11 protein-coding genes and 1 pseudogene are annotated in these 13,632 nt (G+C 52.8%); 4 read left to right on the forward strand and 8 right to left on the reverse strand.

All coding sequences use genetic code 11. The annotated features are described in order from the left end of the window. Nucleotides 1-144 precede the first annotated feature (144 nt). The gene (locus EYY67_RS06005; protein ID WP_131693058.1) at nt 145-900 is read left to right on the forward strand and encodes a helix-turn-helix transcriptional regulator; all 756 of its coding nucleotides are present in this window, start codon (nt 145-147) and stop codon (nt 898-900) included. Here the strand turns inward: EYY67_RS06005 and eagI are convergent. From eagI to EYY67_RS06045, 8 genes are all read right to left on the reverse strand, one after another. After that, nucleotides 866-1,516 carry an acyl-homoserine-lactone synthase EagI gene (gene eagI / locus EYY67_RS06010; protein WP_095925691.1) on the reverse strand — a complete coding sequence of 217 codons (651 nt, stop codon included), beginning with the start codon at nt 1,514-1,516 and terminating at the stop codon, nt 866-868. The two genes, EYY67_RS06005 and eagI, sit on opposite strands and share 35 nt — an antisense overlap. Nucleotides 1,517-1,688: 172 nt before the next feature. Then, entirely contained in the window at nt 1,689-2,933 is a 1,245-nt protein-coding gene (mtr, locus tag EYY67_RS06015) for a tryptophan permease (RefSeq protein ID WP_131693059.1), read from the reverse strand. Nucleotides 2,934-3,890: 957 nt separating this feature from the next. Then, the gene (locus EYY67_RS06020) at nt 3,891-4,625 is read right to left on the reverse strand and encodes a pirin family protein (protein WP_131693060.1); all 735 of its coding nucleotides are present in this window, start codon (nt 4,623-4,625) and stop codon (nt 3,891-3,893) included. Between the two features lie 70 nt (nt 4,626-4,695). After that, nucleotides 4,696-6,429, reverse strand: a complete 1,734-nt coding sequence (locus EYY67_RS06025; protein ID WP_131693061.1) for an ABC-F family ATP-binding cassette domain-containing protein — start codon at nt 6,427-6,429, stop codon at nt 4,696-4,698. A gap of 289 nt (nt 6,430-6,718) precedes the next feature. Then, on the reverse strand, nt 6,719-7,957 hold the full coding sequence (locus EYY67_RS06030) for an MFS transporter (RefSeq protein WP_095925695.1): 1,239 nt from the start codon (nt 7,955-7,957) through the stop codon (nt 6,719-6,721). A gap of 138 nt (nt 7,958-8,095) precedes the next feature. Further along, complete coding sequence (locus EYY67_RS06035; RefSeq protein WP_131693062.1) at nt 8,096-9,019, reverse strand: alpha/beta fold hydrolase; 924 nt, start codon at nt 9,017-9,019, stop codon at nt 8,096-8,098. A gap of 60 nt (nt 9,020-9,079) precedes the next feature. Further along, a complete protein-coding gene (locus EYY67_RS06040; protein ID WP_131693063.1) occupies nt 9,080-9,682 on the reverse strand; it encodes a TetR/AcrR family transcriptional regulator in 603 nt (200 codons plus the stop codon). 87 nt (nt 9,683-9,769) lie between these two features. Then, entirely contained in the window at nt 9,770-10,447 is a 678-nt protein-coding gene (locus tag EYY67_RS06045; protein ID WP_131693064.1) for an SDR family oxidoreductase, read from the reverse strand. Nucleotides 10,448-10,653: 206 nt separating this feature from the next. On the opposite strand from EYY67_RS06045, the pseudogene EYY67_RS24670 reads away from it, so the two are divergent. From EYY67_RS24670 to EYY67_RS06055, 3 genes and pseudogenes are all read left to right on the forward strand, one after another. Beyond that, nucleotides 10,654-10,770: pseudogene (locus EYY67_RS24670) on the forward strand (hypothetical protein); the annotation flags it as partial. A 125-nt stretch (nt 10,771-10,895) separates the two neighbouring features. After that, nucleotides 10,896-11,669 carry a DUF3750 domain-containing protein gene (locus EYY67_RS06050; RefSeq protein ID WP_131693065.1) on the forward strand — a complete coding sequence of 258 codons (774 nt, stop codon included), beginning with the start codon at nt 10,896-10,898 and terminating at the stop codon, nt 11,667-11,669. A gap of 532 nt (nt 11,670-12,201) precedes the next feature. Continuing rightward, nucleotides 12,202-13,560, forward strand: coding sequence for a TolC family outer membrane protein (locus tag EYY67_RS06055; protein WP_119824391.1), 1,359 nt, complete (start codon nt 12,202-12,204; stop codon nt 13,558-13,560). Nucleotides 13,561-13,632: the final 72 nt, after the last annotated feature.

Here is a 13,632-nt window from a genome sequence, read left to right on the forward strand (position 1 = left end):
TTGCTAATTAATTGTTATGCGGTGATTATACGGGTGGAGGCGCATCCGGATAGTTGTACTAAGGTGTAATGGGATACTGTACTTTATGACAGAAACTCCACGAAAATCAAAAGGGAACGGGCTTTAGCCAGGGGGGAGACAGTTATGCATTCTCGTGTAAGAAATGATCAGAAAATAATAGAAACGTTGCGCGACTATATCGAGCGGAAATTAGTTTCGTACGGGCCTTTAAAATACACCTATATGGTCATCAATAAAAAAAATCCTACTAATATTTTTGTGGTGACCAGCTATCCGGATGAATGGGTCAATATTTATACCACGCATAACTATCACCATATTGATCCTGTGGTTCTCACTGCCTTCAAGCGTGTTTCCCCCTTCGCCTGGGATGAAAACCTGACAGTACTTTCTGACCTCAAATCGTCGAAGATTTTTTCATTGTCGAAGAAGTTCAGCATCGCCAATGGCTACACGTTCGTGCTTCATGACCATATGAATAACCTCGGCATGTTGTCTCTGATTATGGAATCCGGTCAGGAAAAAGGTCCGGAAAGTAAAGTGGCTCAGGACATGGATAAATTGCAGTGTCTGCTGATTAAAACCCATGAAAAAATGCTGATGCTTAACCAGAGCGCGGCGACGGCCTCGGCAAATACCACGATGAATACCAGCAAACCCATTTTCTCCGCGCGGGAAAATGAAGTATTGCATTGGGCAAGTATGGGCAAAACCTATGACGAAATTGCGCAGATTGCCAATATCACCACCCGCACAGTGAAATATCACATGGGGAATGTCGTCAGGAAACTGGGCGTGATTAACGCCAAGCAGGCCATCCGGCTTGGCGTTGAACTTGAGCTGATTAAGCCTGTACTGGTGTCACCTGCAAAGACATAGGCCACTCGCACAGGGCGGCGATATCTGACTCAGACTGCTCACTGATCCGCTTCGCCAGCAGATGCTGGTTGTGGCGGTCAATTGGCAGACGCAGAAGATAAATCGGTTCATTTTCAGCGACAAAGCCTTCTTTCACCACCTCGACTTCCCAGCCTGAGCGTTTGGCAATCGTCAGCATCGCCCGGCTGACGATGGTGTAAATCCCCGTATGGCCGTGATGACGCGCATAGTTGATCATCGACAAAAACAGCACATAACTGATGGGATAACGGCTGCCCAGCAGGTCTTTCGCCCGGTTCTTATCGACAAAAAAACGGCTCGATTCGATATAATCACCCTCAGGTAATGTCACGTCGCCAAATAAGGCGTGGAACGTGTGGGTGATCATATTAGGCAGCCGCAAATCAATAAAACGGACACTGCACACCAGCTGGTTGTCGTAAATTCCCAGCATGTAGCGCGTATCCGAATTATCGTATTCGTCGAACTCCATGCCATTGCTGCAATTAACGGCCCAATCCAGACGGTCCTTAAAGGTTTTCTTCCTCAGTTTATACAGGTCTTGCGAACGTCTTTCTGTCAGGTCGTTGTAGCTGACATCAAAAATTTCTAACATTTTTTTTCCTGATATTGAATACGGTCGAAGAGGAGGTTATTTGCATCTGCCCTGATTATTGCAATAAATAATCGGCAAATAAATCACAGACTGTAGGGGAATTGTGATTAGCAGGAAGAAAAACAAAAGCCATGCGCTGGCGCATGGCTTGATCTGGAGCAAGCAGGGCGGTTTAGCGGTAAACCGGCAGTAAACTGAAAGCCGACAGGATATGCACCACCGCGTTCAGAATGCCGAACAGCAACACCAGCACGATCATCTTATTGCCGCCCCACACGCGATACTGCGGGCTGCCGAAACGCTGGCGGGAGGCACGGGCCATCAGCGCAGGCACAATCACTGCCCAGACCGTGGCGGCGAGACCGGCAAAACCAATCGCGTAAATAAAACCATCCGGATAAATCACACCGCCAATCACCGGCGGCACAAAGGTTATCAGCGCTGTTTTAAAACGACCGGTACGGCTGTCATCGAACTTAAACAGATCGGCAAGATAGTCGAATAATCCCAGGGTCACACCGAGGAACGAGCAGGCGACGGCGAAGTTGGAGAAAATCGTCAGCAGTAAATCCAGACCGGCGCTGTTGAGGATCTGACTCAGCGACTGCACCAGCACGTCAATATTGCCACCCCGTTCGGCGATACCGATAAATTCCGGGCGCGGAATGTTGCCCATCGTCCCCAGCATCCAGATGATATACAGCCCCAGCGCCATCAGCGTGCCGGTCAGCAGACATTTTTTAATGATCTGCGGGTTCTTGCCGTAGTACTTCATCAGGCTCGGTACGTTGCCGTGATAGCCAAACGACGCCAGACAAAACGGCAGCGTCGCCAGCACATAAGGCGCGTAACTCGGGTTCAGCTCCACGCTGTTGAGCAGATTCACCGGTTTGATATGCCACAACAGACTGCCGAAGGTCAGGAAGAACGCGATGATTTTGGCACCCAGCACGATAGCGGTCATGCGGCTCACGGCGCGGGTACTCAGCCAGACGATAAACGCCACGGCCAGCGCGGTCAGCAGGCCGCCGAGGCGCGGGGAGAAACTCACCGACATTTCGCGCAACGTATGCTGGATCACCGAACCGCTGGCCGAAATATAGGCATACGTCAGGATATACAGCACGAAGGCGATGGTGATGCCGTTCAGCCGGTTCCAGTTTTTGCCCAGCAAATCACCGGTCACCGTATTGAAACTGGAGCCGACCGGGTAGTTAAGGTTGGCTTCCAGGATCATCAGACCGGAATGAAGCATGCAGAACCAGGTAAAAATCAGCGCGGCGACTGACCAGAAGAACCAGGCACCCGACATGACCACCGGCAAAGAGAACATCCCGGCACCGATAATGGTGCCTCCGATAATCATTGCGCCGCCCAAAACAGAACGTTGCGGGGCGGTCACGGAAAGCGTCGCCATAATGCGTATCCTCGCGTGGCTTTTATCACGATTCGGTAAATGAATTGCTGTAAAAGAAGTGACAGGAAAAACGGCCATCAGATGCGCGTTTATGCTGCGTCTTTGGCCTTGAGCGCCGCAATATAGTGGATCGCCAGCGGAATGTACACCGTTGAACTAGTTTGCTGGTACAAAAGGGGGCGTTAACCACCCACAAAGGGAAATAACGCCGAAAATGTGTACAAAATATTATTATTGTGCAATTTTCAGGTTAAACGGGTAATGAATATTCCCAGCGCAGATCACAGATTTCATTAGGGTTTATCCTATTACGCCAAATAAAAAAGCTGTTCGTAAATACAGGGTTGACAGCGAGTTTATTACGAGTAAATTAGAACTCAGCACCAGAGAGAAGTGGAATGAAAATTTTATTTCGCGGTGCATTTAGCAGGTTGATAAACTTGCAAGTAATGAGATGCGATAAAGGCCACGAAGTATTTTAGTTTGGGTGATTCAACACCGGGTGGTAATTTCAAACCCGTGAGATGACGCTTTAAGGCCACGCAGTAAAGCTGTGCAATCGCATGATGTGGAACACAACGCGATGATGTAACGCCTTGTTAGTCAGAGTAATGTTCGCGATTTGGGTACGTTAAGTCTGAAATCGAGAATATCGCGACGAGAGTAAGGTCACGCATCAAAGAGTCTATATCGCGAGGGTGATGTACTCATTTATCCCGACTGAAAACCGGCTTAAGTGAAATGAACAGGATACCGATGTTATTCCACGAAATTATAGGAGGATAGCGTTACCAGACAGCAAAATATATCCTGTGAAACGATGTACATCTTTAAAAGCAGTAATATGTAATTAAGTTGATGAATGTTAAATATTAATTTGATAGTACCTTAAAAGCCCCGGTTTAACGACTGGGGCTTTTTCATTATTAAGATGCCATTCTTTATGACAGCAGGTTATTACTTACCGCTGATGGTGCCTTCCAGAATCGCTTCTGCACCCAGACAAACCAGGAAACACACCAGTGTGGTCTCTTTCTTCGCCGTGGCGGCAGACAACGTACTTTCCTCATCACTGATCGCATCGCCTTTCGACAGGCTGACATCTGCGATATTGATTTCACCGTCCATCACATACAGCCATTGCGCAAAACCGGGATGCGCGGGGATTTCCGTGGTGCTGTCAGCGTCCAAGCGGATGTCGTACACATACACCGCCTGACGGATTTCCAGCGGTGATTCAATGCCTTCCGGCGCGGCCAGCAGCGTCCACGCGTTTTGTTTCACCCCGTCCGGTCGATCCATAAACTGCACGCGACCTTCAAGATTTGCCTTACGCGGGCGGATAAAAATCTGCAACATTTCGGCCGGTACCAGCGGCGTGGATTCTTCATGCCAGAAGCTTTCACCGGCATTCATCATCATCAGCTTTTTCGGCGAGAGCGGCACACGGTGACCCGCCGAATCCTCGTGCACCATCGATCCGCGCCACATATAGCTGAGGATCTCGTCATTGTTATGCTCATGCATCTTCACCAGCGTACCCGGTTCCAGATTGGCATGATCAATCACACTCAGCGGCCCGAAAGCATCATCGCCATTTTCAGGCAGGATTTGCCCGGGGCGAATACGGCGGATACGAAACGGGCCATATTCGAATGTGGTTTTAGGCTCAGCACGTAAAACGTTAAACATAATATCTCCGGCAGGGACAGGAATGCATTGCGTCAGTAAAAATTCGGATACCATTTCTTAACATATGTCTTCAGACCAGATCCAGCAACGCATTCAGTTGCGCAATCTTTTGCAACCATTGCTGCTGAAGTTCGGGCTTCTGATGTTTCGTTTTCCGCGCCCGGTCTTCTTCCAGCTTGCTTTCCAGATCCAGCAGCAGGGCGAGCAGCCGTTCCTCCCCGGTTTCCGCCACTTCCGCTGTTTCGGTTGCGGGTGCCGTTACCGTCAGGGAAGGGACGGAAGACGCCCCAGCCAGCAGGGCATACACCGGTGCCAGCGCGTGCCACTCCTCCAGACGCTGTTGGTCGATCAGCCAGAAGCGGTTGCAGCTTTCTTCGATCAGCGTCCGGTCATGCGACACCAGCAACACCGCGCCGCTGAAGGTTTTCAGCGTCTGCGCCAGTTCCTCTTTGCCTTCAAGATCCAGATGGTTGGTCGGCTCATCGAGCAGCAGCAGGGAATAATTCGCCAGCGTCAGGCCGATAAACAACAACCGCGACCGCTCGCCGCCGCTGAGGGTACTGACTTTTTGCTGATGACGGATAAACGGGAATCCGGCACCGATCAGGGCCATTTTCCGCTGTTCTTCCGTCAGCGGTGCAAACGGCGACAGCGCATCCGTCAGCGAATCATCATCCTGTAACTGATGCTGGTTCTGATCGTAATAGCCGGTCCGCACGCGCGGGTGAAAAATAATGCCTCCGTCATCGGGTTGCGGCTGGCTGTACGCCTGCCATAAAGCCTGTAAAAGCGACGATTTCCCGCAGCCGTTACGCCCGACCAGCGCGATGCGATCGCCGCTTTTCACCCGCAGGTTATCCAGGGAAAACAGCACATGGGCCTCTGCCGCCGGGCGTACCTGCAAACCGGAAAGTGCCAGCACACGGTCCGCCGCCAGCGCCTCGCCGTTCAGCCGCAGGGTCCACTGATTTCCCGCCGTGACCTCCGTCTGGTCGTCTTTCATCCGGCCGACCTGTTTTTCCATTTGTTTGGCCTTGCGCGCCAGCCCTTCGTTATCGTAAACGCTGCCCCACACGGCCAGCCGTTTTGCGCTTCGCGTGACGCGGTCAATTTCCTTTTGCTCGGACTTACGGCGCAGGGCGTCGGCGATATCTTTCTCATCCAGCGCCTGTCGCGCCTGCGTGCATGGCAAACGGATAAATTGCAGCGTTTTATCGCGCAGGATCCAGGTGCTGTTGGTCACGCTGTCGAGCAAACGGCGGTCATGGGAAACCAGCACAAAGCTGCCATTCCAGTTTTTCAGAAACTGTTCCAGCCATAACAGAGTGGGCAGATCCAGATGGTTACTGGGTTCATCAAGCAGCAACACATCCGGCTGGCGGATCAGCGCGCGTGCCAGCAGCAGACGGGTATGCTGTCCGCCGCTGAGGGTTCCGGCCGTCAGTTTCAGGGCCTGTTCATCAAACCCGAGGCTGGAAAGCAGCACCTGCGCCTGCCAGGCTTCCGGCTGATGCAGGCTGTCGGGCAGAAGGCTGAACACCGCGTCCAGCAGGCTGTGGTCATTGAGTTCAGCGGGCAGATGTTGCTCGACACGCGCCATCAGGCAGTGATTCGCGAGCGTGACGGTGCCGGCGGTGGCCGCCAGTTCACCGCTGAGGATTTTCAGCAGGGTACTTTTACCGCAGCCGTTATGGCCGATCAGGCCGATGCGGTCGCCTTTTTTCAGGCCGAAGGAAATCTCAGCCAGCAAAGGGCCGAAGGCATTATCGAAAGATAAGGATTGTGCAGATAACAATGTCGTCATGATGCTTACTCAGGTTTAAGGCATAGCAATGCCCATCGTCAAAATAGCCGACGATAACCGGTAAGCCGGAGGGAAGTTCTCAGGATGTCAGTTAGCTTCGCTCAGGCAGGTTATCGCGGCACGGAGCCGGAAACACCTGAGCAGTGACGATCGCTAAGGACGAGTGAAATTAAAAAAACTTCACGGGTCAGCATGGCAATCCTCCTTATATATAACGTTGGTGAATGAATGAGCTGATTATATTGGGGATTTTCGATTTGTTCCAGTGCCGAAAATCCCCGCAACATTATCAGGATGCGGCGATGTCATTTTCCAGTTTCTGCCGTTTACGCAGACCGGGGAACCAGGTCATCCATAATCCCACCACGATCAGCGTGCCGACACCGCCGATGGCCGCAGCAGGCACTGCGCCAACCCAGGCTGCCAGCAGGCCGGATTCAAATTCGCCGAGCTGGTTCGAGGTATTGATGAAGATGGAATTCACGGCGCTGACGCGGCCGCGCATGTCGTCCGGCGTATCGAGTTGCACCAGCGCGCCACGGATCACCATGCTGATCATGTCGAAACCGCCGAGGGCAAATAACGCCAGCATGGATAACCACAGCGAGGTGGAAAAGGCGAATACCAGCGTGGCGGCACCAAACCCGGCGACAGCGGCGAACATGATTTTCCCGACATTCCGGTTGAGTGCCCGATGGCTGAGCCAGAACCCGACAATCAGGCCGCCGACCGCCGGTGCGCCGCGCAATAAGCCCAGTCCCCACGGACCGGTGTGCAGAATATCATGGGCAAAAATTGGCAGCAGCGCGGTAGCCCCGCCGAGCAGGACCGCGAACAGATCGAGGGAAATAACGCCCAGCACGTCCGGCCGGGCGCGGATAAAACCAATACCGGCGAACAATGTTTTGAAAGTGGCGGGTACGCGGCGTGGCGGCGTCTGTTCATAACGTAAACGGCTGACCATCACGATCGACAGCAGGTACAGACAGGCGCATACCGCGTAAGCCACTCCCGCGCCCGCGACATACAGAAAACCGCCGAGCGCCGGACCGACCATGGCCGCCGCCTGTCCGGAGACACTGTTGGCGGCCATCGCGCGTGCCAGTAAATTCGGCGGCACCAGCGCGGGCAACATGGACTGCAACGACGGCGCTTCCATCGCTTTAGCGGTTGAAATCACAAAGATCAGGCCGAGCACAATCACTTCATTAACGTGATGCGTCAGCGTCAGATAAGCCAGTGCGGCAATCGCCACCCATTCAGCGATTTGCCCGAGCAGTACCACGCGGCGGCGGTCAAACTGATCGGCCACGTGTCCGGCGACTAATGCCAGCAACACGGAAGGTAAAAACTGCACCAGCCCGATAAGCCCGAGATCAAACGCGCGGCCTGTTATCGAATAAATCTGCCAGCTCACCACAATGGAAAGCATCTGGAAACCAAAACTGGATGCGGCGCGGGCGATCCAGAAAGCGACAAACGAGCGGTGCTGTAACAGTGAATCCGGACCGACGGCAGGAGCAGACATGACAAATCCCTGAAAAATGAAAGATGCCGTGTCTGCGGTCAGTGACGACTCGTTAGCGCGGCAATTATTGTGTATACAAATAATTAACAAACAATCTGAGTCGTCTTTTTATCATAAAAAGTTCAGCAAATCTTCATCTCACATTGTGAAGAAATTGTGCAGCTCGCGGGCTAAGACCACAGGCTGTTCTTCGGGGATAAAGTGGCCGCTGTGCGCAATGATAATGCCGGTGACGTTTTCAGCGAAAGCGCGCAGGGGAAGAGCCATATCCGGAATCGATCCCTGACTGGCGCTGACCGCCAGCAGCGGCATTGGCAGTTTTCCCCGCCGGTTCAGCTCGCGGTTCTGTTCAGCGGATTTCGTCACCGAGCGGTAATACGCCAGCCCGGCGCGCAGACCGCCGCTTTTGAGGAAAACACGCAGATACTCGCTGATATCGTCCTCGCTGAACGCATCCGGCGCGGCGGTTTTACGGCGTAAAAACCAGTCGAGATACACCCGTTCGTTGCCGGTGATCAGCGCCTCCGGCAAATCAGGCAGCGTATGGAAGGCGAAATGCCAGGTTTTCCACGAGGTATCCGGCGTCACCGGCAGGGCATCCGGCAAGGTAATTCCGGGGATCCCGGCATCCAGCAGCGCCAGCCGCCGGACTTCATCGCCATACATCGCCGCATACGGATAAGCCACCCATGCGCCGACATCGTGTGCCGCCAGCGAATAATGTGAATGCCCGAGAAGCTGCATCAGGCCGTGAATTTTCTGCGCCAGATTTTGCGTGTCGTAGCCGCTTTCCGGCCGGTCAGAATCCCCCTGACCGGGAAGATCCGGCGCAATCAGCCAGAAATCGTTCGCCAGTGCCTGCATCACGCCGCGCCACGCATACCAGGTTTGCGGAAAACCGGCCAGCAATAACAACACTTTACCTTCAGGATTGCCGCCGCTGACGTAATGCAGGCGCACGCCTTCGACGCTGGCATAGCGATGGGTAAAGCCGGGCAGTGTAGGGGCAGCCACGGCGAAAGGGTCGGCAGACACCACAGAAGAGCGCGTTTTATCAGTCATAGTCAGTCTCCGTAAAAAGGATGATTAGGAAATGATTGTTTCCTAAATGGGGAAAAATTTTTAATCGAGTATTTTCAGGGCCAGTTGCAATGTCGCGTCCATGTCCTGATTGTTTTCCACTTTACCGGCAACCCGCATGCCCAGTGCAATACACAGCAGCAGCGAGGTGGCGGCGGCAGCGTCGAGGTTGGGCGATACTGAACCGTCGCGCTGACCCTGTTCAATCAGGCCCGTGAGCAGGGACTTGTTGCGCATAATGGCCTGACGAACCCGTGTGGCGAGTTCCTCGTCCAGCGTGAGTAATTCGACGGCGCCGACAACCACCAGACAGCCGCGACGGCCTTCGATTTCATGGGAAGAGGTGAGGTAAAAACGCAGCAGTTCGGCGATACGTTCACGGCCGGTAGTGACGCGCTCAATCTGCTGGCGCAACTGCGCATTACGCAGCGACGTATAACGTTCAAATACGTGAAGAAACAGGGTGCGTTTATCGGTGAAAGCTTTGTAAATACTGCCTGCGGTCAGGTTCATCGCCTGACTCAGGTCACTGACGGAGGCGGCATGGAAGCCTTTTTCCCGAAACACCGTCATGGCGTTATCCAGCGCAAGTCCGGTATCGAATTCACGCGGACGGCCGCGATCTTTAGGTGAAGCGGATGTCATAAAAATGCCACCATTAGGAAACGTTAATTTCCTAATGGTGGCATTAACACAGAAACGGATCAAGCCGTTTGTCAGATCACGGCGGGTTTACCAGCGCAGTTCGCGACCGGAATATTCCACAAAGTGATGGCCGCCTTTGCCACGCCAGGCATCGAACTGATCGACAATCCCGGTGGCACTTTCCGTCACGGTCAGGGTGGCATTCTCGCCGCCCATATCCGTCTGTACCCAGCCCGGATGCACGGAAAGCAGCGTCAGTTCCTGCTTCTCTGTCTCCTCCAGCAAGCCACGGGTCAGCATGTTCAGTGCCGCTTTACTGGCGGAATAAAGCGGATAAGTCGCCACTTCGTTCTCATTCAGGCTGGACAGTTCAGAGGTCATTAATGCCAGCACACCGGTGCGGTGATTTAACAGCGGCAGCAACGCAGAGGCAATGCGCACAGGGGAGATGGTATTGGTCATAAACAGCTGAACAATTTCTTTATCGCTGGCCTGATGCAGATCCTGATGATCCGGCCCGAACGCCCCGGCGTTGACAAAAATCAGGTCAAAACGGCTTTCTGAAAGCGCGTCTTTAACCGCTTCGCGCTGTTCCGCTTCGTTGATATCCAGTTTCAGCCAGTCGGCAGAACCCGAAGCGCCTGCGGGAACCGCGTCACGCGTGGTGGCCGTGACCTTCCAGCCGCGTTCTGCGAGCGTTTTCACCACACCCAAACCGATACCGCGTGATGCGCCGATGATCAATGCTTTCTTAGAGTCAGTCATATTCATCCTTTTTAATCAATGCGTTAACTTCAGTTCGTTATTTTTATCAAACCGGTGAAACGTATTTCATGGTTAACCGCAGTATGTGACAGCCGGACGCCAGCAACAATGGGCTGGAGTCTGATTTTCCCAGCCGGGCTTTTTTGTTGAAAAAATCATCGTGACCGGACTCGCAAATTTGTCATGGGGCAGGGGATAATCAATGAAACGGCACCTTGCTGATCACGCTGCTGTTTGGTTACACCTTGTGTTATATGCCCCCTCTGGCGCTGACCAACAATATTATTGTGTTCCACAGCCTGAAAAACGTCGATAAGCGTTTCCGGTGTGCTGTATAACCCTCTGGTGGCGGTGCATCCGGTGTACAGACAACGCCGGGCTTTCGTTCATGCCGCCGGTAATTTGCCACGGCTCGTTGTCCAAAAATCTTTCAAAGGAGAAGAAAAGCATGCTCGCCTTTAAATGGATAAGTCTCGGATTTGTTCTCTTACTCTTACTGTCTTTCGGATACAGCTACGCCAAAGCTACGCAGACCCGGGAAGAACCCGCCGGAGAGAGCTGGTCCACGGCACGGCGGGATTCCGCCGGTATTGCGCCGGATCCGGTTAAATTCAAAAACACCGCCATTATCCAGGTCTATGCCGCCCCGACCTATGGCTGGCGCGGGCTGGTGGCCGTGCATCCGTGGATTATTTTCAAACGTGAAGGTGAAACGGAATTTACCCGTTATGACGTCATCAGCTGGGGCAGCACCAATGTGGTCAGGCGTAATTACACCGTCCCGGACGGTTACTGGTTTGGCTCGCGGCCGCGGGTGCTGGTGGATCACCGTGGTGCAGCGGCGCAGGCGATGATCCCGCAGATCACTGCGGCGATCAAAAGCTATCCCTATCCGCACACTTATCACGCGTGGCCGGGGCCGAACAGCAATACCTTTATCGCCCATATAGGGCGTGAAGTGCCTGATTTACATCTCGATTTGCCATCCAATGCCCTCGGGAAAGATTACCGGGCAATCACCCATCCGGTGGGGTTGCCACCCTCAGGGCGCGGCGTGCAAATTTCCGTGCTCGGGTTGCTTGGCGTGACGCTGGGCGTCGAAGAAGGGGTAGAGGTCAATGTGTTAGGGCTGAATCTGGGCATTGATGTGAAGGATCCGGCTTTGCGGTTGCCGTTTGTCGGACGCGTCGGATTTGATAATCCGGGTAACGCTGAACTGTGATCCCGTGTTAAGCATAAAATTCTCTTAACTGTTTATCTCTCCCTTGCCCTGCTGTTTTTTCACTTTCGCCTGAAGTCTTTCAGGTGAAAGTTCCGGGAATTTGTCTCAGAATAATCTCACCCCGTGCGTTCATCCCGCCCTGTAAAAAGCCACAAAAACGCAAATTACCCCGCATTTCTTTGTAAGGATTTTGCAAATTTCCCTAGGAAGTGACTGACTTTTGTAAGGCTAATGGGTCTGTTGTAATCAAATTGTCTTCATTTCCGCCTTCCGGGTGATCAGATTTTTCCTTTCTGGCAACAAAACAACGGCCTGATTTTTAAGATTTTTCCATTCACGCCATCAATGTTTTTAATAGGATATTTCGCCTTAAATCAATGTATTTCAAACCGTGCCCCTCTCTGTGGGCCACTTTTGCACAGGACAGAAGGTTGTAATAATACCCCTGCAAGTCAGAAGGAATGTGGGTTCCGGAAACTGCGTCAGCATGGCGCGAGGACGTTTCCGGTAAGGATAATGACAGGAGTGTCAGATGAAAAAAACGCTGAGAAAAGTCGCAGGTAAGTTAAGTATTTTGACAGTGTGTCTGGCGCTGCCCCTTGCCGGTCATGCAGATGTAACAAAAAGTGACGGGGACTGGGCCGCAGCACCTTCGATGAAAGGGCTGGACTCAGTGGATCTGAAAACCGCCATCCTGCAGGCGTTTTCACGCAGCCCGTCGGTCACCCAGCAGGCGTATCAGATGGGGATCGGCCAGGCGCAGATCCGCGAGGCGCAAAGTGCGTGGTTTCCGCAGATCGGGCTGACTGCCAATACCGGCAGCTCGACGCAACAGGATTTCTCCAACAGCATGAACAACGCGGCGGCTTACGGCCTGACGTTGTCACAGCTGATTTATGATTTCGGCAAAACCAATGCCAGCATCAGCCAGCAGAAATCTGCCCAGGAAAGTTATCGCTATAAATTACTGGCAACCCTGTCGGACGTCGCAGAGCAAACTGCCACGGCGTATCTGGATGTATTGAAATATCAGGATCTGACAGCAGCAGTGGAAGAAAATATTCGCGCACTGGAAGACGTGAGAAGAATGTCGTCCTTACGTTCCGATGCCGGATTAACGACGCAATCCGATGTATTACAGGCTCAGTCACGTATTTCCGGTATGCGTTCGACACTGAAACAATATCAGGCGAACTTAGCGGCGGCGAAGGCGCAATTAACGTCACTGACCGGCGTGAGGGCGAATAATTATAAACCTTTCGTGACAGATAAATTCGACACGCCGGTTGCGCCGGATAATATCGATTATTCGACCATACCGACGGTGTTATATGCGCAGGCGCAACAACAATCTGCGTCATTTGACGTGAATAAAGCCAAGTCCGATTATTTGCCGACGCTGAGTTTGCAGGCGAACCGGACGCGTTATGAAACCAAAAATGATCCGTACTGGAATAACCAAATCCAGTTACAAGTCAGTGCGCCGCTGTATCAGGGAGGGGCGGTTTCCGCCAGAGTCAGGCAGGCCGAAGGGCGCAAAAACATCGCAGGCACGGTGGTGGATCAGGCCAAGCTCGACGTTCTGCAAAAAGCTTCGGTGGCCTACGCCAACTGGGCTGGCGCGGAAGGACAGGCGCAGGCCAGTGCCGACCAGTTGCAGGATTCCATACGCTCCCGCGATGTGTACAAAAGCGAATATAAACTCAGTCAGCGCACATTGAATGACTTACTGAGCGTCGAACAGGATGTGTTTCAGGCAAAGTTTTCGCAAATCAGCGCGAAATACGACAGCCGTTATTCGCTGGTCAGTTACGCCACGGCGATTAACGATTTATTACCCCAGCTTGGGATCAGTCAGGGAGCCGGTCAGCCATTACCTGACCTTAAGTAATCTGCATTTAACAAAAAATCCAATCACTGACAACAGTATTGGAATAACGCCCCACAGGTATAACAAGGATTA

The sequence above is a fragment of the Rahnella victoriana genome (genome assembly GCF_004330295.1).
Lineage (GTDB): Bacteria > Pseudomonadota > Gammaproteobacteria > Enterobacterales > Enterobacteriaceae > Rahnella > Rahnella victoriana.